General features: G+C 47.3%; 19 protein-coding genes and 1 riboswitch. Of the genes, 9 read left to right on the top strand and 10 right to left on the bottom strand.

What is annotated here, in order from left to right:
* The first annotated feature begins 45 nt into the window (after nucleotides 1-45).
* The 3 genes from G6R11_RS12490 (at nucleotide 46) to G6R11_RS12480 (ending at nucleotide 3,564) form a co-directional block, all read left to right on the top strand.
* Nucleotides 46-753: an ABC transporter substrate-binding protein gene (locus G6R11_RS12490; RefSeq protein ID WP_163133415.1), complete on the top strand. Its 708-nt coding sequence runs from the start codon at nucleotides 46-48 to the stop codon at nucleotides 751-753.
* 360 nt (nucleotides 754-1,113) lie between these two features.
* Nucleotides 1,114-2,436, top strand: a complete 1,323-nt coding sequence (gene xylA, locus G6R11_RS12485) for a xylose isomerase (RefSeq protein ID WP_163133414.1) — start codon at nucleotides 1,114-1,116, stop codon at nucleotides 2,434-2,436.
* A 282-nt stretch (nucleotides 2,437-2,718) separates the two neighbouring features.
* Nucleotides 2,719-3,564 (top strand): DNA ligase, encoded by an 846-nt coding sequence (locus G6R11_RS12480; protein WP_163133413.1) that lies wholly within the window; start codon nucleotides 2,719-2,721, stop codon nucleotides 3,562-3,564.
* A gap of 7 nt (nucleotides 3,565-3,571) precedes the next feature.
* Here G6R11_RS12480 and G6R11_RS12475 read toward each other — a convergent pair whose 3' ends face one another.
* Entirely contained in the window at nucleotides 3,572-4,108 is a 537-nt protein-coding gene (locus G6R11_RS12475) for a RimK/LysX family protein (RefSeq protein ID WP_163133412.1), read from the bottom strand.
* Nucleotides 4,109-4,233: 125 nt separating this feature from the next.
* Here G6R11_RS12475 and G6R11_RS12470 point away from each other — a divergent pair, with 125 nt between their 5' ends.
* Entirely contained in the window at nucleotides 4,234-4,974 is a 741-nt protein-coding gene (locus G6R11_RS12470) for an ABC transporter substrate-binding protein (protein WP_163133411.1), read from the top strand.
* On the opposite strand, the gene thiH is transcribed toward G6R11_RS12470, so the two are convergent.
* From thiH to G6R11_RS12425, 9 genes are all read right to left on the bottom strand, one after another.
* Nucleotides 4,971-6,083, bottom strand: a complete 1,113-nt coding sequence (gene thiH, locus G6R11_RS12465; RefSeq protein WP_163133410.1) for a 2-iminoacetate synthase ThiH — start codon at nucleotides 6,081-6,083, stop codon at nucleotides 4,971-4,973. The two genes, G6R11_RS12470 and thiH, sit on opposite strands and share 4 nt — an antisense overlap.
* Before the next feature lie 12 nt (nucleotides 6,084-6,095).
* A complete protein-coding gene (locus G6R11_RS12460) occupies nucleotides 6,096-6,863 on the bottom strand; it encodes a thiazole synthase (RefSeq protein ID WP_163133409.1) in 768 nt (255 codons plus the stop codon).
* A gap of 11 nt (nucleotides 6,864-6,874) precedes the next feature.
* A complete protein-coding gene (gene thiS, locus G6R11_RS12455; RefSeq protein WP_163133408.1) occupies nucleotides 6,875-7,078 on the bottom strand; it encodes a sulfur carrier protein ThiS in 204 nt (67 codons plus the stop codon).
* Nucleotides 7,071-7,856: a HesA/MoeB/ThiF family protein gene (locus G6R11_RS12450; RefSeq protein ID WP_163133407.1), complete on the bottom strand. Its 786-nt coding sequence runs from the start codon at nucleotides 7,854-7,856 to the stop codon at nucleotides 7,071-7,073. The genes thiS and G6R11_RS12450 overlap by 8 nt, the downstream gene beginning before the upstream one ends.
* Nucleotides 7,857-7,883: 27 nt before the next feature.
* The gene (thiE, locus tag G6R11_RS12445; protein WP_163133406.1) at nucleotides 7,884-9,410 is read right to left on the bottom strand and encodes a thiamine phosphate synthase; all 1,527 of its coding nucleotides are present in this window, start codon (nucleotides 9,408-9,410) and stop codon (nucleotides 7,884-7,886) included.
* Nucleotides 9,400-11,337, bottom strand: coding sequence for a phosphomethylpyrimidine synthase ThiC (thiC, locus tag G6R11_RS12440; RefSeq protein WP_240352464.1), 1,938 nt, complete (start codon nucleotides 11,335-11,337; stop codon nucleotides 9,400-9,402). The genes thiE and thiC overlap by 11 nt, the downstream gene beginning before the upstream one ends.
* Before the next feature lie 109 nt (nucleotides 11,338-11,446).
* Nucleotides 11,447-11,561, bottom strand: a riboswitch (TPP riboswitch).
* A gap of 138 nt (nucleotides 11,562-11,699) precedes the next feature.
* Nucleotides 11,700-12,242 carry a polysaccharide biosynthesis/export family protein gene (locus G6R11_RS12435; RefSeq protein ID WP_163133405.1) on the bottom strand — a complete coding sequence of 181 codons (543 nt, stop codon included), beginning with the start codon at nucleotides 12,240-12,242 and terminating at the stop codon, nucleotides 11,700-11,702.
* Nucleotides 12,243-12,255: 13 nt separating this feature from the next.
* The gene (locus G6R11_RS12430) at nucleotides 12,256-13,443 is read right to left on the bottom strand and encodes an outer membrane beta-barrel protein (protein ID WP_163133404.1); all 1,188 of its coding nucleotides are present in this window, start codon (nucleotides 13,441-13,443) and stop codon (nucleotides 12,256-12,258) included.
* A gap of 118 nt (nucleotides 13,444-13,561) precedes the next feature.
* Entirely contained in the window at nucleotides 13,562-14,458 is an 897-nt protein-coding gene (locus G6R11_RS12425) for a 1,4-dihydroxy-2-naphthoate polyprenyltransferase (RefSeq protein ID WP_240352463.1), read from the bottom strand.
* A gap of 132 nt (nucleotides 14,459-14,590) precedes the next feature.
* Here G6R11_RS12425 and G6R11_RS12420 point away from each other — a divergent pair, with 132 nt between their 5' ends.
* The 5 genes from G6R11_RS12420 to menC all read left to right on the top strand — a co-directional run bounded on the left by G6R11_RS12420 (nucleotide 14,591) and on the right by menC (nucleotide 20,411).
* Entirely contained in the window at nucleotides 14,591-15,913 is a 1,323-nt protein-coding gene (locus tag G6R11_RS12420; RefSeq protein WP_163133402.1) for an isochorismate synthase MenF, read from the top strand.
* Nucleotides 15,906-17,636, top strand: coding sequence for a 2-succinyl-5-enolpyruvyl-6-hydroxy-3-cyclohexene-1-carboxylic-acid synthase (gene menD, locus G6R11_RS12415; RefSeq protein WP_163133401.1), 1,731 nt, complete (start codon nucleotides 15,906-15,908; stop codon nucleotides 17,634-17,636). The genes G6R11_RS12420 and menD overlap by 8 nt, the downstream gene beginning before the upstream one ends.
* Complete coding sequence (menH, locus tag G6R11_RS12410; RefSeq protein ID WP_163133400.1) at nucleotides 17,626-18,426, top strand: 2-succinyl-6-hydroxy-2,4-cyclohexadiene-1-carboxylate synthase; 801 nt, start codon at nucleotides 17,626-17,628, stop codon at nucleotides 18,424-18,426. Before menD ends, menH begins: the two co-directional genes overlap by 11 nt.
* Nucleotides 18,413-19,258, top strand: a complete 846-nt coding sequence (gene menB, locus G6R11_RS12405; RefSeq protein ID WP_163133399.1) for a 1,4-dihydroxy-2-naphthoyl-CoA synthase — start codon at nucleotides 18,413-18,415, stop codon at nucleotides 19,256-19,258. The genes menH and menB overlap by 14 nt, the downstream gene beginning before the upstream one ends.
* A gap of 232 nt (nucleotides 19,259-19,490) precedes the next feature.
* Nucleotides 19,491-20,411, top strand: coding sequence for an o-succinylbenzoate synthase (menC, locus tag G6R11_RS12400; protein WP_163133398.1), 921 nt, complete (start codon nucleotides 19,491-19,493; stop codon nucleotides 20,409-20,411).
* The last annotated feature ends 404 nt before the right edge of the window (nucleotides 20,412-20,815 follow it).

Raw genomic sequence — 20,815 nt, 5'->3', positions numbered from 1 at the left:
CTGTTTTTGCCGCTACTAAGGTTAATAACTACGCTTGTAGTAAGCTTGCTTTTTACGCAAGCTCAAGCTGATCCATTACGCCTAGTTTATCCAGATTTTCCTCCCTATACCTACGCCAGCGATGAGCAGCCAGCAGCAGGCAACTTTCTGGTTGATAAGATCATGCAAGCCCTCGAGCAGCCTTATGAAGCAGTGCCCGTACCAAACTACAAACGGGCGCTTAGCGATGTGCAATATGGCGTGGCAGATGGTTTTTTCTTTGCTTCACAAAACAGCCAACGCGACGCCATTGCCGAGTTTTCCAAACCCATTGTTTACAATAATTGGAGCTGGTTTTTCCGCTATGACAGCTATTTAGATCCCGATGCCAGCGACTTTAAGACCGATGTAAAAGTCGCCTCAATTGAGGGTACCAATACCTTACGCTGGCTTAATACTCATCACTTCAAGGTTGTTGGTAAGCAAAAAAATGTCGCTAAACTTGCGCAACTGCTGTTTGATTTAAAGCGCATAGACGCCGCATTTTTGTCAGCCGATGTATTTAAAAGCAGCCATGTACACCCTAATCTAGTCAGTGGCGAATACATTGAAGTGGTTCAACGCTCGGCTCCTTTTGGCATTTACATTTCTAAAGCTTACTTAGAACAGCATCCCGGTTTTATGCAGCGCCTCAACCTAGCCATTGGACAGGTTCAAAACCAATATTTAGACAATACCTACTCGCTGTCGGGGCTAAAGCGCAAAGCAGATTAATCTCAATAAGGCTGGCTTTCGTCGCTAACAAATCAATAGAACCTTTCCAGCATTAACCGCTAGCTAAATGCCACTTTCATGTCAGACAAGTGCGGATGAATAGCTTTTCAGCCAGTGTTTACCGCTTAAAACACCACTAAATGGCATTACGAAATTTCACACTCCCGCAATGTTATTGCTGATTTTTGAAAAATTCCTAAAAAAGCGCGGTTTAAAACGCGAGTTAGCGCACGAAAAGTAAATAGCTGAAAAAAGTCTGCATTTTTCATAATTGAGAGAAAGCTAAGCAAGGCTAACAATAAGCCTACAGAAGGAGATTGGTTCTCCGATGATAACGCATTCTTTTTTAGGAGTAGTTCCATGGCTCAATATTTTGACCAGTTTGAAAAAATCGCATACGAAGGACCAGAGTCCACTAACCCACTAGCATTTCGCCACTACGATGCTAAAAAAGTAATCATGGGTAAAACCATGGAAGAGCACCTACGTTTTGGTGCTTGTTACTGGCATAACTTCTGCTGGGATGGCTTTGATATCTTCGGTGCTGGCACATTTGACCGCCCTTGGCAGAAGCCTGGCAACGCGCTTGAAATGGCTAAGATGAAAGCTGACGTAGCCTTCGATTTCTTCTCTAAAGTGGGCACACCTTACTATTCTTTCCACGACGTAGACGTAGCGCCAGCGGGTAACTCTATTAAAGAGTACTCAGAAAACATGAAGGTAATGATGGACGTGCTTGCTCAGAAGCAAGACGAAACCGGCATGAAGCTTCTTTGGGGTACAGCAAACGCATTCTCAAATGCTCGTTACATGTCTGGCGCAGGCTCTAACCCTAACCCAGAAGTATTTGCTTACGCTGCTAGCCAAATCTTCACAGCAATGAACGCAACTAAAATGCTAGGTGGTGAAAACTACGTATTATGGGGTGGTCGTGAAGGTTACGAAACACTACTAAATACCGACCTACGCCAAGAACGCGAGCAGCTAGGCCGCTTGTTCCAAATGGTTGTAGAGCACAAACACAAAATTGGCTTTACCGGCACTATCTTAATTGAGCCAAAACCAGCCGAGCCTACTAAGCACCAATACGATTACGACACTGCAACTGTTTACGGCTTCTTGAAGCAGTTCGGTCTAGAAGACGAAGTGAAAGTAAACATTGAAGTTAACCACGCGACGCTAGCGGGTCACTCGTTCCATCACGAAATTGCGACGGCTATTTCACTAGGCTTATTTGGTTCTATTGATGCTAACCGTGGTGATGCGCAGCTAGGTTGGGATACAGACCAATTCCCGAACAGTGTTGAAGAGTGGACGCCAGTAATGTACGACATCTTGCGCAACGGCGGCTTTAAAACTGGTGGTTTAATGTTTGATACTAAACTACGCCGTCAAAGTATTGATCCAGCTGACTTCTTCCACGGCCACATTGGCGGCATGGACACTTGTGCCCTGGCACTAGAAAAAGCAGCTAGCCTGATTGAAAGCCAAGAAATCAGCAGCATCGTTGCAGACCGTTACGCTGGTTGGAGCGGTGACCTAGGTAAAGCCATCATGACTGGTGACTACAGCTTAGAGTCTTTAGCAACTCAAGCGATTGGCGACAACATTGATCCTAAACACGTATCGGGTCGTCAAGAAGAACTAGAAAACATTGTTAACAAACATATTTTCAGCAAGTAGACACTAAGCCTATTCCTTATGTGTACTAGATTTGCCGGCGCTATGCGTCGGCTTTTTTTGTCCTTTCGCCTTAATCAATTCACTCTATTTAGCCTCAGCCTTAAGAATCAAGAGCGATGGCTAATAGGCAAGTGGGGCATACTCGCTAAGTCCAAGATAAGGGCATCTATCCACAAAGTATCTTTAATAAGACATTTAAACCGCAGATAAAGCCGAAAGCCCCTAGCGAGCAACCTTGTTTTGCACTACCATTAATAACAATTAACTCATTACAGGTAGAACATGGATCGTTCGATTAGCACCAAGCTTAGCCTATGCATGCTACTTTTTAGCTCGCAAGCACTACATGCTCAAAGTCCACAGCCGCCAGCGCTAGTATTAGCCAGCGACTATCAGCAAGGTTTAGACCTGCAAAACTATTGGGTATGTGAAAAGTACGATGGCGTAAGAGCCTACTGGGACGGTAAACAATTACTTAGCCGCGCAGGCCATGTTATTGAAATTCCTCAGTCCATTAGCCAACAACTGCCCGAAGTGCCGGTAGACGGCGAGCTGTGGCTAGGTAGAGGTAGGTTTAGTGAGCTTGTTAGCCTGATAAAGCAACAATCACCCAACTTGAACAAGTGGCAAGAGGTTGAGTTTGTGGTATTTGATTTACCTCATTACCCCGGCCCTTATCAACAGCGTTACCGCCATTTGCAAACCCTTAGCAGTACTAGCGAATTTATGCGGGTTCCGGTTTACCGCGCCTACCCAGGCCGGCCAACACTAGAACAACAGCTAGCTAAAATTAGTGCCGAAGGTGGTGAAGGTTTAATGCTACGCGACCCTCAATCCATGTATCTACCAACCCGTAGCAATGCCTTAATCAAATACAAAAGTTACCAAGACGCCGAGGCTAAAGTGGTCGCCTATAGTGATGGTAAAGGAAAATATCGTGGCATGCTTGGCGCCTTAGTAGTGCAAGACCAACAAGGCCGCCAGTTTAAAATAGGCAGTGGTTTAAGTGATCAGTTACGTGCTGACCCACCGCCCATTGGCAGCTTGGTAGAGTATCGCTACAACGGACTCACCGAGCATGGTAAACCCCGCTTTGCGCGTTTTGTTAGGGTTCACCAAACCTTGTAGTGAAGGGCTATTTGAGGTTTTTGTTGCGCTCTACGTCAACCAAGTAATCACCTTCTAGCCAGTTACGGCCTATCAGCAATTTATAATGCATTTTGCTGCGATCGCGCAGATTCACATCTACAGTTTTAGCCGTCCCTTGCCAAGCAATTGCTAAGGCCACCTTGTAACGAATTTCCAAACCTTGTGAGTTTCGCACCGCGGCTACATCCGTGATGAAGGCTTTACCTTGGTGTTTGTCGCCATGCTCGTTTTCGGTGGTAAATTGTAAATATTTACCTACATTTTTACGCATAAGCGGGCGCACCACGGATTTCTGCTCAGCCTCGCTATAATCGGCAGGGTTGATGTTTTCGCCATCAATCACCCGCATGTTTTCCGCATGCAAAGAGGTGCTGGCTGCCCCGGTATCAATCCGAGTTAAAAAGTTTAAGTCAGCTTCTACTACTTTAACGTGCTCTGCTGCACCCACAGTAAGTTTCTCGGCCAGTGCGCCACTTACCACGGTAAGTACTAGCGTTACGGCTACTAGTAATTTCTTTAACACATTCCACCTCTTCGCTTGTTAATAATCTTAAGCGACAACTTAATTAGCTAGTCACTGCGGCTTAAGGTCGCATACCTTAGCATGATTCTCTATAATTTGCGGTAAGCTCAAGGATCAGGACTCAAATGAAGCGACTCGCAGTTTTCTTGTTAATCATTAGCTCTGGTTTTTGCCAAGCTAAAACCATCGAAATTCAAAGCTTTATTTTTCCTCCTTACATCATGCTTAGCGAGCAAGGTAAACCCGAGGGGATCATTGTTGAGCTCATTCAGCAAAGCTTCGAAAAGTTGGATGTTGAAGCCGACTTTGAAATAAGCAATTGGGCCCGCGCTTTTGCCAAAGTAAAAAGTCACCAAAGCCAGGGCTTAATTCCTACCATGCGAACTGCTGACCGTGAAGCGTATTTCTACTACCCTGACACGCCTTTTTTACTGCTAGACCAGCACCTAATCGCGCAAGGTTCATGGCAGGGAAACCGCTTTTCCGGCGACTACGCAGAACTAAATGATTACCGCATTGGTAAGGTGCGAAACGCACGTATTTCACCAGACTTTGATAAGGCTCTGAGTGAACAGGTATTCGAGGTAGAAAAACACAACAGCGTGGAAGGTTTGGTGAAGTCGTTACTACGTGGGCGACTAGACATGATAGCAACCGACAGCCGCCAAGCTCAGCTGGTTGCTACTCAAGAAGACCAGGAAGAAAGCATTAAGCTAATCAAGCCAGCCTTAGGGCAAGTGCCAGTGTATCTAGCCTTTAGTAAACAACAAGTAGAACCAGAATTTGTGGAGCGCTTTAATCAGCAACTTAAGCTATTGCTAGAGCAAGGGGCTTTAGACAAGCTAGAAGCAAAGTACCTATACTAACCTAAAGCGCGATCCCAGTCTTTCCACACCACTTGATAGCCGGCTTGTTTAACAGCTTCGGCAACCACTTCTGGGCGGCGCTCGTCACTAATTTCAAACTGTTCTAAGGCTTTCTCGCTACCGTCGGCATAACCACCCGGTTGAGTGCTAGAAAACGCACTCATGCTAGTGATGCCAAGTGGAATAGCATGATTGCGGAAATGTTCAGACTCACGGGTAGATAGCGACAACTCAACGTCGGGATTAAACAAACGATAAGCACAAATAAGCTGCACCAGCTGTTTGTCGCTCATTACCGATTTGGGCTGAAAACCACCTTCGCAAGGGCGAAGTCGTGGGAAAGAAATAGAGAACTTGCTCTGCCAGTACTTGCGCTCTAAATACTGCAAATGCGCCGCCACATAAAAACAGTCACTGCGCCATTCATCTAAGCCAATTAGCGCGCCAATGCCCATTTTGCGAATACCAGCTTTACCCAAACGTTCTGGCGTCGCTAAGCGAAAATCAAAATCGCGCTTTTTCCCTTTGGGGTGCACTTCGGCATAACGGTGGCGATTGTAGGTTTCTTGATAGACCATCACGGCATCAAGGCCTAGGCTAATCAGTTCTTCATATTCATCTTGTTCAAGCGGCTGCACTTCCATAGATACGTGAGAGAAGCGCGCCTTAATTTTGGGCAGTACTTGTCGAAAGTATTCCATGCCCACTTTGCGTTCTGATTCGCCCGTCACCAGCAAGATATGGTCAAAACCCAGTTGCTTAATGGCGTCCAGTTCGGCATCTAACTCCTGCATATCTAGAGTAACGCGGCGAATTTTGTTACCCATAGAAAAGCCGCAATAATCACAGACATTGCTGCACATATTGCTGAGATACAAAGGAATATAAAATTGTTGAGTTTTGCCAAAGCGCTGCTGGGTTAAACGCATACTGCGCTGGGCCATAGTCTCAATATAGGCTTCTGCGGCAGGCGAGATAAGCGCCTGAAAATCATCAAGATTCAGCTTATCTTTGGCCAAAGCTCGCTCCACATCGGCAGCGGTTTTACTGTTTATGGCCAGGTGAACAGCGGCATTATCGTAGTGGGCTAGTTGCTCAGCAAAACTCATGGGCTTCTCTAATTACAAAGTATCTAAAAATGCGGTGAGAGGGCTAGATGCCTCGGCGTGACGTAATTCTGCGCCTAAACCTGCGAGGTAGGCACTACGGCCGGCTTCTACTGCTTGAGCAAACGCTTTTGCCATAGCTACCGGGTCTTTCGCTACCGCCATCGCCGTGTTCACTAATACCGCATCGGCGCCGAGCTCCATCGCCAGCGCCGCGTCTGAAGGCGCGCCAATACCAGCATCAACTACCACTGGCACATTAGCTTGCTCAATAATGATTTCTAAGAAATCACGACTACGTAAGCCTTTGTTGGTTCCGATTGGCGCACCCAGTGGCATCACTGCAGCACAGCCCACATCTTCAAGGCGCTTACACAAAACCGGGTCGGCGTGCACATAAGGCAATACCACAAAGCCCTGCTCCACCAGCTTTTCTGCCGCAGCTAGGGTTTCGATAGGGTCTGGCATTAAATATTTAGGATCGGGGTGGATTTCAAGCTTAAGCCAATTGGTACCCAGTGCTTCGCGCGCTAACTGCGCCGCAAAAATAGCTTCTTCGGCATTACGGGCACCGGAGGTATTTGGCAGTAAATTAACCCCAGCTTTAATCAGTGGAGCAAGGATGTCGTCTTGCTGATCTTGCGCATCAACACGCTTCATAGCCATGGTAACTAACTGACTACCACTGGCTTGAATGCTTTGGCTCATTAACTGAGGGGTCGCAAATTTGCCAGTACCGGTAAACAAACGGCTGGTAAAACTTTTATCTGCAATCTTTAACACAAGGCTTCCTCTTATCCGCCAGCAATGGCACGAAATACTCTTACTTTAGCTTGGTCGGCAAGTTGGGTAGTGGCCCACTCGCTACGCGTTACAATGCTGCCATTTAGCACTACCGCTATGCCTTCCGGCGCTTGCTGTTGTAATGCCAATAATTGCTCTATGTTGAGCCCAGCATCAAGCGACTGCGCTTGACCATTAAATTCAATATTAATCATTATCTTGATTTGCTCCACATACCGGACAACTGGCATCGGCGTTCACTTTAAGGTGAAACCATTCCAAACTATGCGCATCAAAACTGGAAAAACGTCCACGCTGAGCAGAAGGAATTCCGGCAATCAGTTTAATGGTTTCTAAAGCCTGTAAACTGCCGATGGTGCCAACCACCGGGCCAAGAATGCCGGCATTGCTACAATTAAGCTCTTGCTCGCTAGCATTAGGAAATAAGCAGTGATAACAGCCCTGACCAGCCTTACTAAAATCAAACACCATAAGCTGGCCATCAAAAGCCACGGCAGCTCCACTCACCAAGGGAACCTTGGCCTTAACACAGGCTTGGTTTACCGCATAACGCGTGGCGATGTTATCGCTACAATCCAGCACAACATCGGCTTGAGCAACTTCCATCGCCAACAGCATAGCGTCCATTTTTCGATTAACGCTACGGATCTGAATGTTGGAATTTAGCGCTTCCAAATGCTGCTTAGCCGCCTGAACTTTAGGCTGTTTAATATCGTCTTCGCGATACAAAACTTGGCGCTGCAAGTTTGAGCTATCAACTTCATCGAAGTCTGCTAACACCAACTTACCCACGCCAGCAGCTGCGAGATATAAACCCGCAGGCGCGCCTAAGCCACCCATGCCAACCAGCAATACTTGAGCATTTTTTAGCTTCAGTTGTCCTGCTTCACCAACATCTTTAAGTAATAGATGACGGCTGTAGCGAAGGCATTCTTGATCGCTTAAGCGGGATTCACTGCTGGTTTGGCTCATATTGCTTCCTAATACTGGTATGCTTGTTTATTGGCTCACAATGGCTTCTAACTTGGCGACTGCCGCCGCTGGGTCAGCTGCTTCGGTAATTGCGCGAACCACCGCCACACTGCCTACACCACATTCCCAAACTTGCTTAGCGCGCGCTAAATCTATGCCGCCAATGGCCACCAAAGGGTAATCTTGCATTAACTCAGCGTAACAACTGAGCTTTGCCAAACCTTGTGGTTTAGAGGGCATATCCTTGGTTGTGGTAGGGAAGATGTGTCCAAGAGCAATATAACTTGGTTGCAGCTGGCTAGCACGTAGCAATTCGAAATAACCGTGAGTACTAATGCCCAAACGCAAACCTGCAGCAGCGATTTGTTGCAGGTCGGCTACCTCTAAGTCTTCTTGACCAAGGTGCACACCATAGGCGCCGTGTTTCACCGCCAATTGCCAATAGTCATTAATAAACAAACGTGCCTGATGCTGATGACCCAGTTCAATGGCGCGCTTCACATCGGCTTCCACCTCGGCATCAGCTTTGTCTTTAATCCGTAGCTGAATGGTTTTAATTCCCATATTGAGCAAGCGTTCAATCCACTCAACACTATCCACCACCGGATAAACACCCAGCTGATTAGTATCGCAACGGGCGAATGGCACCGCTTCAGGCCAAGATTCGCTTAAGCTAAAAAGTTGACCAAGCTCGGTTTGCGCCGACTCAACTCTTGGAAAGTTTTCTCGAGCATCTGGCCAACCAAGATGAGCCAGATTACCGCGACCTGTCACTTGCTTTAAGCCTTGATAAACATAGGCTTTGGCCAATACAAGGGCGTCTTCCATGGCAAAGTCATGCGCTAGCGCCGCTGCTAAGGCAGAGGCTAAAGTACAACCTGTACCGTGAGTATGTGGCGCTGCTATTAGCGGGCTAGATAAAACAATCTCTCGCTGACCATCGCTGTAGTAATCAACAGCAAGATCGGGAGTCAGACTTAAATGGCCGCCTTTGGCCCATACCCCTTTTACGCCTTGGTTAAGCAAAACTGCGCAAGCCTGTTTTAGCTCAGCCACACTGTTTAACTCGATACCACTTAAACTGGCTAGCTCAGAGGCATTAGGTGTTAACACGTCAGTTTGTGCCAATAAGACAGGCAAGGCTTGCATGAGATCATCAAGCGCTAAGCTAGCACCTGAACTTGCCACGAGCACCGGATCACACACCACCAAAGGCGGCTGGGCCCAAGTAGCTTTATAGGTGGCCAGTTTATCTGCCACCACTCGCACTAATTCAGCACTGCCTAACATGCCAATCTTAATCACTTTGGCAGGGTTAGTGGCAGCAAGCGCGTCTAACTGAGCAGCCAACAATTGCGGAGATGAAGGCTCTATCGCCGTCACCCCTTCAATGTTTTGCGCAGTAATGGCGGTTACTGCTGTGGCACACTCAACCGCCAAGTCATGAGCGGTAAGCAAGTCAGCCTGCAAACCCGCACCCGCACAACTATCGCTACCAGCGATAGTCCAAATTTGCGGGCGTAAGGCCTCGGCCTTGTCTAACTTATACTTCATCGCTGGTCTCAGCGCGCAATGGCGAGTGGTAGATCTCGGCGCCTTTATCACGAAACTCAGCAGATTTTTCTTTCATGCCGTCGGCCACAAAACCTAAATCGGCCAAGGGCTCATCAATCATCTTCACTTCGAGATCGTTGGCGTAGTCACGCACTTCTTGCGAGATCTTCATTGAGCAGAACTTAGGTCCACACATTGAACAGAAGTGAGCGACTTTAGCAGACTCTTGTGGCAGTGCTTCATCGTGGTAAGCGCGCGCTGTGTCAGGGTCTAGAGCTAAGTTGAATTGATCTTCCCAGCGGAACTCAAAGCGTGCTTTACTCATTGCATTATCACGAATTTGCGCACCGGTATGGCCTTTAGCTAAATCAGCAGCGTGAGCCGCAATCTTGTAGGCAATCATGCCCTGCTTAACATCTTCTTTGTTAGGCAAGCCTAAATGCTCTTTAGGGGTTACGTAACACAACATGGCACAACCAAACCAACCGATCATCGCCGCACCAATGCCCGATGAAAAATGGTCGTAGCCAGGAGAGATATCAGTGATCAATGGACCAAGCGTATAGAACGGTGCTTCATGACACTCTTCTAATTGCTTCTCCATGTTCTCTTTAATCATTTGCATTGGCACGTGGCCAGGGCCTTCGATAATTACCTGAACATCGTATTCCCAAGCCACTTTGGTGAGCTCACCTAAGGTTTCTAACTCAGCGAACTGAGCTTCGTCGTTCGCATCAGCAATCGAACCTGGGCGCATGCCATCACCTAGAGACAGTGATACATCGTAGGCGGCACAAATTTCACAAATCTCGCGAAAACGCTCATACAAAAAGCTTTCTTTGTGGTGGGCTAAACACCACTTCGCCATGATTGAGCCACCGCGCGAAACAATGCCGGTAACACGTTTGGCAGTCATTGGTACGTAACGCAGCAATACACCCGCGTGAATAGTAAAGTAATCCACCCCTTGCTCGGCTTGCTCAATCAGCGTATCGCGGAATACTTCCCAAGTAAGGTCTTCAGCTACACCGTTCACTTTTTCTAAGGCTTGGTAGATTGGCACAGTACCAATTGGCACTGGAGAGTTACGAATAACCCATTCGCGCGTTTCATGAATGTAACGGCCAGTGGATAAATCCATTACTGTATCGGCGCCCCAACGGCTGGCCCATACTAGCTTTTCAACTTCTTCTTCAATTGAAGAGGTCACCGCTGAGTTACCAATGTTGGCGTTTACTTTAACCAAGAAGTTACGACCAATAATCATCGGTTCGGCTTCGGCGTGGTTAATGTTAGATGGGATAATGGCGCGGCCACGCGCCACTTCATCACGTACAAACTCACCGGTAATATGCTCAGGCAGTGACGCACCAAAAGAGTGGCCTTTTTGCTGCTCGGCTAATAAGTCTTCACGGATTTTATCGCGGCCCATGTTTTCACGAATAGCAATGTATTCCATCTCTGGAGTCACGATGCCTTGGCGAGCGTAGTGAAGCTGGGTGACGGTTTTACCTAATTTAGCTTTGCGTGGCGTAGGTAAGCTTTCAAAGCGGATATGGTCAAGGCCTTCATCTGCTAAACGCTGCTGTGAGAAATTAGAACTAAGGCCTGTTAACTCTTCAGTATCGCCACGCTCTTCAATCCAAGCTTTACGTAGCTGCGGCAAACCTTTGTGAACATCTAGTTCGGCACCCTCGTCGGTGTAAATACCCGAGGTATCGTAAACACGTACCGGCTCATTTGGTTCAAGCTTTGGTTCATCTTTAGTGCCACCTACTAAGCTGTCTGCCAAATTAATTTGGCGCATGGCGACTTGGATATCGTCTCGACTTCCCTGAATATAGATTTTTTCTGAATTTGGAAAAGGTTGGCCTTGCAGATTATTAATGTATTGTTCTGCTGCAGCTCGAGTTTCGCGTCTTGACATGACTGGCCTCTAAATAAAAATTTAAGTAATGAGGCTTGTCGGATGTAGGAAAAGTAGGCAAATGTTAGTTGCTAGCGTTAGTTTGAGTCGCCGAACTTAACAGAAGGCATTGCTTACTTATCTTGTTCCCTGCGCAGGCATTATCCTGATCAAGTTATACGGATCCCACTCTAGGTAGCAACGCTACGCGTGGTCTCAGCCTTTCGGCACTCCGACAAGAACGCCGAGTATAGGGCTGAAAAAAGCAAACCACAATAGTGATATTAAGAAAGCCAATGATGATATTCGCTATTTTGCTTAAAACTAGACTAACAATTAGCTAACAGGCTTGGGTGGGTTTTAGCTTTGAAGCAGTGGAAGATTTAGAAGAAACTTTGCGGAATATTGAGCACATCACCAGCGGATACGGGATCTTCAAGGCTCACTCGCTCACGCTGGTCGGGAGTGGCGCCTTCTGCTTGAACCGTAATTTTGCTTTTGCCAGCGCGCTCAGTAAAGCCACCAGCTAAAGTAATGGCTCGATTCACCGTTAAACCCGGTTGATAAGGATAAGCTCCAGGGCGGGCAACTTCACCATTAATAAAAAACGGTCGGTACTCCACCATGGTGACCTGCACCATCGGGTCAACGAGATAGTCACCCTTTAAACCATTTTGAATTTGTAGCTGCAGCTCGGTAAGGGTAAGACCTCGCACTTCAATTTCGCCCAAGAAGGGATAACGAATAAAGCCGTCGTTAGCTAAGCGAGTTTCCATATTAAGCTCAGGCTCACCATATACGCTAACTCTGAAACTGTCTCCGGCAGCCAGACGGTAACCTTCATTTTCATCCGCGGCAACAGAAAAACATAGCACGCTAGCTAGCATATAAAGCCAGTTTTGAATGCGTACTATGAATCTTTGCATGGTTTATCCTTGATTATAAACTCAGTCTCAACTTAAGACTGGTCACTTGCTTATCATAGGTAACGGCCTGAAGCGTAGAATCTTTATCTCTCCATAGCTGCCAAAGTGAAATTTCTAGCCAGCGACGAAATTGATAGCTCACACCAATTCGCCCTTCATAGATTTTATCTTGGCGTTCCACACCCACATAATCGTTGTTGTCGTAACCAAGGGTGAAGGTGGTAGCTAGGCGCTCTTGCCAGTAATGCTCCCAGTCTAGAGTGATATTGGTATTGTCGATAACATCACCGCCCTGCTCTGGAGCCTTGGCTTGTCGACCACCTTCCACACCAAAAGTAGAGTAGGTGCGCGGCGACCAATCGGCAGACAGTGACCAACTTAAATCGCTAAACTTTTCACGCTCGCCTTCTTTAAAGTCACGTTGTTGCCAACCAATTTTGGCGCGACCTTTGGTTTTACCGGTAATCGCCCAGTCTCCACCGACAAAACCTAGTAGGTCGTTAAAATCGCGGTCTGCTGCATTTGGCTCTTTGGTTTTGTAGTCACTTTTGCCGGCCTTAAGCTCTGCCAACAAACGGGTGGCCGAAGATACCCGATAGAAGAAACGCGCACTGCCATCAAAGGCATTACGATCGCGATACTGAGTAATATCACGAAAGTTTTGGTAATCCAGCTGGCGAGCATTGCCTTCTAACTCGATCTGCGCGGTAGCGCTTCTGGCACCAAAGCCATATAAACCATGCAGCCAATGCAGGTTATATTGCACTGGTTCATCGAGCAAACCGCCCACACCAGATGAAATACCTTCACCACGTTGGTCATGGTCACGACGAAAATCGTAACGTAACTTGGCACGTTGGCGGGCGCTAAATTCCCATTCACCATTTACTCGAAGGTGATGATCTAAGAAGTTATCTTCTGAGCTGTCGAAGTACTCGCCCCACACCAAGCGATATGCCGCATAGTAGGTACTTTTTTCTTGCTCAGAAATAGCCGCAATGGCTGGCGAAACAACGGTTCCCCAGGAAGAAATTTGATCAGTATTACTGTTAGTTAGGTTGCTGTCGTATAAACCCAGTATTTCAATACTAGGTACAACACCTACTCCGTCTGCACTATACCACTTGGCAGGCTGCATGTTGGCCAAACTTGGGCCTGCAATTGCTAGGGCTGGCAGCAAGATGATCCCTATCTTGCGCATTGATAATCCTCCAAAACGTCTTTAGCTACCTTAGCAAAGGCCAAGGACTAGGCTCAACGCTTTTTATCCACCTTACGTAGATTAAATGTGAATATTGTGTGTCATCTGGCGATAAGACCTAATAATGAAACTGCAAACCAAGGCTGAACAACAAGGCAATAAAGAAGCTCAATTTGGCGGTGAGCTGCAATTGCTTGTCTAATAGCTGATGATTGTGCTCCAGCATTACGGTTTTTGTTACCTTGATAAGGGCTAAAGCCGGCAACAAACATAGCCAAGCAAAACTGTCGCTACTTTGCCAAACAATAAAGCCAGCAAACAATAACAAAGCCAGCGCCACCAGTGCCAAGTGATAGCGGCGAGCATTGCGCTCACCTAAGCGCACAGCCAAGGTGAGCTTTCCGGCAGCTTTGTCAGGCGAAAAATCTCTTAGATTATTAATGTTAAGTACGGCTGTGGCGAGTAAACCATTGGCTGTTGCTATCATCATCACTGGCCAGCTTAGGCTTTGAGTATGCAAGTAATAACAGCCCATTACCCCCAACAAGCCAAAAAACAAAAATACGCTAATATCACCAAAGCCACGATAACCGTAGGGACGAGAGCCCATGGTGTAGGCCATAGCCGCAACTATCGATAACCCACCTAAAGCAATAAACCCTAACCAAGCCTGTAGATTGCCTCCCAAGCTTACCGCCAGTAGAGCAACACCACTTAACACAGCCAATAACGCAAGCACAATAATGGCTCGAAACATTTGCTGCTTAGTTAACAGGCCTGCTTGAATAGCGCGTGCCGGCCCTACTCGAGTATCGTCATCAACACCACTTACCGCATCGCCATAATCGTTGGCTAAATTGGAAAGAATTTGCAGCAATAAGGCCGTTAACAAAGCCAGCAACAATACTGGCCAAGCAAAGGTTTGCTCAGAATAGGCCAGAGCAGAGCCTAAAATTATCGACGCGCTCGCTAAAGGCAAGGTGCGTAAACGCGCCGCATGAAGCCATGATTTCAAAGTAATATTCAACATTAAGATAAGAACTTAGCGTCTATTATTGCTCAGCATCAAGGCTGAGCCAAATCTGACTATAAACTTGTAACAAAAACAGCTACATTGAAACGGTGTAATAAAGCAGGAATAGTTAAGGTGAGACTCACTGCTAGCCAGTTTCAAAATGCCATAAACCAGCTTAGGCTATTGCCGCAGCAGGGTTTTCAGCAGGTTTGTATAAAGCTGCCCAAGCTCGATCTCCTCGCCTGGCTTAACCAACAACAACACACCACCCGCGGTTACTGGAAAAACAAACGCCAGCAACAAGTTGCCTTTGTGGGGGCAGCTAAGTCGGTGCTCGACTTAGAACAGTTGCAATCGGTGTGTGACCAATTAGATCCGCAAAACAATCAGCTACGCTTTTATGGCGGCATTGCCTTTGCTCGCCAAAGTGCCCTGTGGTCAAGCTTTCCGCATCGCCGCTTTATCCTTCCACGTTTTGAGATCCGCTGTGATGGTGAATATACCCGCTTGTTCATTAATGCTAATTTTGAACATCAACCAGAGCTAGAGTATCAACGCATCGAAAAGGCATTTGCAGCTTTAAAACCAGCGCAAGCCCTACAACACACACCACTTAAAGCCCTATCTCGCCTAGATCAACCAAGTCGCGAGCAATGGCAGCGCTTGGTTAAACAAGTCACCAGCGAAGAATTTCAGCAGCACACCGCCAAAGTAGTGCTATCGCGACAAACTAACTTGCAGTTAAATGCCGAAATAAATGCGTTTTCTTTGCTACAACAATGGCAGCAAAAAGAACGTAACTGCTACAGCTTTTTATTTCAGTTTGACGGGGTGACCAGCTTTTTGGGTTGCAGCCCGGAGCGTTTATATTCACGTGAAGGCAGCCAATTAGTCAGCGAAGCTTTAGCAGGAACTGCGCCTCGCGGCGCAACTGATGAGCTAGATAGCCAGCTTGGCGAACAGCTATTAGAAGATGCCAAAAACAAGCTAGAAAACCAATTAGTGGTGGACGATTTAACCCGCCGCTTAAAAGAACTCAGCCTTCATGTGCGTGCTTTAGACCAACTTGAATTGCTCAAGCTAGACCGAGTACAACACTTAAAACGGCGGATTCAAGCTCGCATTAGCCCCGCCTTAGATGACCGCTCATTATTGCAAGCCTTGCATCCCACACCGGCAGTCGGCGGCTTGCCACGCTCTTCTGCGGTGCAATACATTCTTAAAAATGAAGGCTATGCGCGTGGCTGGTATGCTGGCGCAGTAGGCTGGTTAAGTGGCGCACAAAGTGAGTTTTCGGTGGCCATTCGCAGTGCCTTAGTCACTCCTCAGCATTTAAGCACCTTTGCCGGAGCAGGCATTGTGGCCGGCTCACAGGCTGAGCAAGAATGGCAGGAACTCAACCACAAAATCGCCACGGTATTGCAGCTGGTAGATAAGGACCTACTCCTTGAATAAAAACATTAATATTGCCTGGGCAGAATACTTGATAGAAGATTGTATTCGCCATGGTATTCGCCATTTCTGTATTGCTCCTGGCTCTCGCTCTACGCCCTTAACCTTAGCGGTAGCCAATCACCCTAAAGCCACCAGCCACTGCCATTTTGATGAACGCGGCTTAGGCTTTTTTGCTTTAGGCTTAAGCAAGGCTCGCCAGCAAACTGTGGCAATTATAACCACCTCGGGCAGCGCAGTTGCCAACCTTTACCCAGCGGTGGTCGAGGCAAAGCAATCAAGCATTCCATTGTTAGTACTGAGCGCCGACCGGCCACAGGAGCTTATTGCAGTAGGCGCTAATCAAGCCATTGAACAACAAGCAATATTTGCCCACTACCCGATTTATAGCGGCCACTTAGCCGAACCCAGTATGGATGGCTGTGCAGCCAGCATGCTCACGCAGTTAGGTCATGCCTTAGCGTTGCAGCAACAAAGGCCAGGCCCGATACATTTAAATTGCCCCTATCGCGAACCCTTTTATCCTGAGCAGGCCAAACAGAAACTAAGTGCGCTTTATAAGCAACTAGAAGCGTGGATAAACAGCGGTTTGCCCTATTACCAACAGCATTCTAATACTATGCAAGCCAGCGTTAGTCAGCACTGGCCAGAGCTAGCCGCTAAGTCCAAAGTATTAATAGTGATTGGCCAGCAAACTGCCGAGCAAAGCCAAGCGATTATTGCTTGGGCACAACAAGCAGGCTGGCCGATAGTGGTGGATAGCCAAAGCCATTGGCAAACCGCTCAAGAGGATGCAGGGCTAATCCAACAAGCGGAGTTGCTGCTGGCCAACTCGCGATTTGCCGAACAGGTACAAGCGCAACTCATCATTCAATTTGGTGGTAAGCTGGTGTCAAAACGCCTTAACCAATGGCTTGCCTCTAGCCAAGCTAGCTACTATTTGATTGATGAATCGGCGCAACGGATAAACCCTAGCCAGCGGATGCAGCAGCGCTGGCAATGCACAACTCAAGCTTGGTTACACGCTCACCCTGTTATTGCAAGCTCCTCTAAGCCCCAGTATTTGCAACGATGGACGCAAGCTCAACAGGCAATTTGTGATGATGTAAATGCAGCTTTGCTCGACTACTCTGAGCTAGCAATATGCGCGCAAATATCCGCCCAGCAAAACCCACAGTCGGCGCTGTTTATGGGTAACAGCATGGTAGTGCGCTTGTTTGAATTACTTGGCCAGCCTTGCAAAGCCAAGCATTACTTTACTAATCGCGGTGCCTCTGGCATTGATGGTTTGCTGGCCACCAGTGTCGGAATTACCGAAGGCCTACAGCAAGCTTGTACTTTGGTGATTGGCGATACCTCTTTACTGCATGATTTAAACTCCTTAAGCCTTGCCGCTAATAGCCAGCAAAACCTAGTGATAGTGCTGTTTAACAATAACGGCGGCGAGATCTTTAATCTGCTGCCTGCACTATCAACTGGCCAGCAGGATCAACGCTTAAGTAAAGACTACTACCAGCTGCCTCATCAAGCCGACTTTGCAGCCGCCGCGGCCACCTTCAATTTGGCGTACCAACAGGTGGTAAATTTCGAACAATTCAGCCATGCTTTTGAGCGTGCACAGCAACAAGCCGGAGCCAGCTTCATTGAAGTCTGCTTTACTCCGGGCGATGCCAGTGCCCGTTATCAATCTTTAATTAACCAGGTAGCAAGCCACGATGCACTTTAGCGTTTATGGACAAAGCCAACATCCCTGTTTAGTTTTTTTGCATGGTTTTCTAGGTAGCGGTAGCGACTGGCAGGCGCAAATTGCTGAGCTTAGCCAGCACTACTATTGCGTAACGGTGGATATAGCGGGTCATGGCATGAGCGGCCAGCAGCGACTCAAATCACGCAATGCCTTTAAAGACTTCAGTCATCAATTAAGCGCTTGCTTAAAGCGCCTAAAAATCACTCACTACTGCTTGATTGGCTACAGCCTTGGTGGCCGCTTAGCCTTACAACATGCTTTGCTGGCGCCAAAAGGTATAAATCAGCTGATTATTGAATCTGCCAATACCGGCTTAAGTGATGAAGATGCGCGCCAGCAACGTTTAGTGCACGACAACCGCTGGGCCGATCGCTGGTTAAAAGAGCCGCTCGACGGGCTACTCAATGAATGGTACCAACAAACAGTATTTGCCAACTTATGCCAAGCTCAGCGTCAACTGCTCATTCAACGCCGAAAGCAGCAAGACCGACAAGGCATTGCTGCCACCTTGCGGGCAACCAGCCTAGGTTTGCAGCAAGATCTTCGCAAGCAACTGGGCCAGCTAAAAATGCCGCTAGATTTTATTGGTGGAAGCCTAGACAATAAATACCAAGCACTAGCTAAACAACTACAACAAGATTCCCCCCGCCTAAACTGCCACAGCATTGAAGGCGCCGGGCACAATTGCCATTTTGAACAACCGACACTGTTTCTCGATCTACTGTCCAGTGTCCTTAATAACCATAGAGAAGAGAATGACTCAAATTGATAGCTCAGCAGTAACTTGGCAAGATGCCGACAATGGATACGAAGACATTCGCTACCATAAATCGCCCTGCGGCATCGCCAAAATCACCATTAACCGTCCGCAAGTGCGCAACGCTTTTCGCCCTTTAACCGTTCAAGAAATGATGCATGCCTTAAACGATGCGCGAATTGATCCTGAAGTGGGGGTAATTATTCTCACCGGCGAAGGCGAGCTAGCTTTTTGCTCAGGTGGCGACCAATCGGTGCGCGGTGATTACGGCGGCTACAAAGATGACCAAGGCACTCACCACTTAAACGTGCTCGATTTTCAGCGTCAGATTCGCACCTGCCCTAAACCAGTGGTCGCCATGGTGGCGGGTTATGCGGTGGGCGGTGGCCATGTATTGCATATGATGTGTGATTTAACCATTGCTGCTGACAACGCCAAGTTTGGCCAAACCGGACCCAAAGTAGGCTCATTTGATGGCGGCTGGGGCGCCAGTTACATGGCACGCATAGTTGGTCAAAAGAAAGCCCGCGAAATTTGGTTTTTATGCCGTATGTACGATGCCCAAGAAGCGCTTGATATGGGGCTAGTAAACACCGTAGTGCCTTATGCCGAACTGGAAAAAGAAACCGTACAGTGGTGTCGTGAAATGCTGCAAAACAGCCCCATGGCCTTGCGCTGCTTAAAAGCCGCGCTAAATGCGGATTGTGATGGTCAAGCAGGTTTACAAGAACTTGCCGGTAACGCCACTATGCTGTTCTATATGACAGACGAAGGCCAAGAAGGGCGCAACGCCTTCAACGAAAAACGCCCGCCAGAGTTTAGCAAGTTTAAACGTAACCCTTAGCAACAACATAAAGCAGAAAACTCGCCACCAGTTGCGGTGGGTTTTCTGCTTATGCCCGTCAGCCATATCACAACAGTTGATGCTACGTTAAACGCATTTGTAGGTGCTTAACCCAGGGACTAAAGCATAATAATAAATTGCATATTTGCTATTGCGGCTACTTAATACAAAGTGATAAATTTGTAAGCTGATGAGCGCTTCTTCATCACCCTAGTTTTTGAGAGGTTTCAGCATGCTCTGTAACTGGCAAAGTGCTACCTTAAGTCGCTATACCCAAGCCTTTATCAAACCGATACAGTTTGGCGCGCTGACACTAAGCCAGCGTCAAGGGCTCTATCTTGAAATCCGCTTTAGTGATGGTCGAATTGGCCGAGGAGAAATCGCTCCGCTACCGGGATTTAGTGAAGAAACCCTCGAGCAAGCAGAACAACAAACTAAAGACTATTTGCAAGGTCTGGTTCAGCGGAAGCTTTATCCCAGCGTTGCCTTTGGTTTTGATTGCGCCATGGCAGGCCTACCTCCAACTACTCCCATTGTGTCTGGTTACCCATTGCTTAATGGTGACTTCGCCCACTGCCAAGAGGTATTGGATGCTCAAGCTGGTAATCTCGCCAAGCTAAAAGTAGCTCGCCAATCTCCCAAGCAAGATCTAGAACTGATTCAACAGTTGCAGCAGCATTATCCCAAACTGCGTCTTCGCTTAGATGCCAACCGCGGTTGGATTTGGAACCAAGCGATTTTTGTTTTGGAGAATATCGACCTTAGCCGCATCGACTATGTCGAAGAACCGCTAATGAATAGCCAGCAATGTGAGTTGCTCGCCAAGCGCACTGGTACCGGCATTGGCTTAGACGAAACCCTGCAAGACAGTAGCTATCGCTACCACTACTTCGAAGGCCTGCGCTGCTTAGTGATAAAACCGAGCTTACTTGGCCCTTGGCGAACCTGCGCCAGCATTATCGATCGCGCGCAAGCCGACCAAGTAAGCTGTGTGCTTAGTTCAGCCTACGAAAGTGAGTTTGGTTTACAGTGGATCAATACCATGGCTAAGCAATATACGCCTGAGCAAGCTCCTGGCCTAGACACATTAAAAGCTTTTAGCGAGCAAGCAGCCGACATCGAAATACTCGGAACGTTTCACCATAAACTATAAACAAGCTGTTAACTCCACCGCCTTACTAAAACATCTTTACTAAAAACTACCCTTCACTTTAAGCACCGTCACACTTTTATGTTTACTTTCAACAAATTAAACATATAAAACGAGCAAGATCAGGCCAAAATGTTATTGTTTCAAGGGCTAAAAAACTCAATAAAACCTAAAAGTGTGACTCAACTATGATGCCAACTTTAAAGAAAATTTAACATTCCATAAAAACAGGAAAACGTTTTCTAGAGGCGTGTCACAGAGTGGTGCTGTAAGTGAATAAACATTATAGCCGTACAAAAAAGCATCATTGGTGACTTCTCGTTATGCGCCTAATCTGGTTCTCGAGGAATGAGTTTTTGGGATTACCTCTAAACCCTACAATTAGCTAAAAAATAACAACAAGCTAT

The organism is Agarivorans sp. Alg241-V36 (genome assembly GCF_900537085.1).
GTDB lineage: Bacteria > Pseudomonadota > Gammaproteobacteria > Enterobacterales > Celerinatantimonadaceae > Agarivorans.
The sequence above is the reverse complement of the archived record's forward strand: the minus strand, read 5'-3'. Positions and strand labels throughout refer to the sequence as shown.

Excerpts from the sequence above, each read along its gene's own strand:
- xylA (WP_163133414.1), top strand. The coding sequence starts at position 1,114 with ATGGCTCAATATTTTGACCAGTTTGAAAAAATCGCATACGAAGGACCA.
- G6R11_RS12480 (WP_163133413.1), top strand. The coding sequence starts at position 2,719 with ATGGATCGTTCGATTAGCACCAAGCTTAGCCTATGCATGCTACTTTTT.
- G6R11_RS12470 (WP_163133411.1), top strand. The coding sequence starts at position 4,234 with ATGAAGCGACTCGCAGTTTTCTTGTTAATCATTAGCTCTGGTTTTTGC.
- thiH (WP_163133410.1), bottom strand. The coding sequence starts at position 6,083 with ATGAGTTTTGCTGAGCAACTAGCCCACTACGATAATGCCGCTGTTCAC.
- thiS (WP_163133408.1), bottom strand. The coding sequence starts at position 7,078 with ATGATTAATATTGAATTTAATGGTCAAGCGCAGTCGCTTGATGCTGGG.
- G6R11_RS12450 (WP_163133407.1), bottom strand. The coding sequence starts at position 7,856 with ATGAGCCAAACCAGCAGTGAATCCCGCTTAAGCGATCAAGAATGCCTT.
- thiE (WP_163133406.1), bottom strand. The coding sequence starts at position 9,410 with ATGAAGTATAAGTTAGACAAGGCCGAGGCCTTACGCCCGCAAATTTGG.
- thiC (WP_240352464.1), bottom strand. The coding sequence starts at position 11,337 with ATGTCAAGACGCGAAACTCGAGCTGCAGCAGAACAATACATTAATAAT.
- G6R11_RS12435 (WP_163133405.1), bottom strand. The coding sequence starts at position 12,242 with ATGCAAAGATTCATAGTACGCATTCAAAACTGGCTTTATATGCTAGCT.
- G6R11_RS12430 (WP_163133404.1), bottom strand. The coding sequence starts at position 13,443 with ATGCGCAAGATAGGGATCATCTTGCTGCCAGCCCTAGCAATTGCAGGC.
- menH (WP_163133400.1), top strand. The coding sequence starts at position 17,626 with ATGCACTTTAGCGTTTATGGACAAAGCCAACATCCCTGTTTAGTTTTT.
- menB (WP_163133399.1), top strand. The coding sequence starts at position 18,413 with ATGACTCAAATTGATAGCTCAGCAGTAACTTGGCAAGATGCCGACAAT.
- menC (WP_163133398.1), top strand. The coding sequence starts at position 19,491 with ATGCTCTGTAACTGGCAAAGTGCTACCTTAAGTCGCTATACCCAAGCC.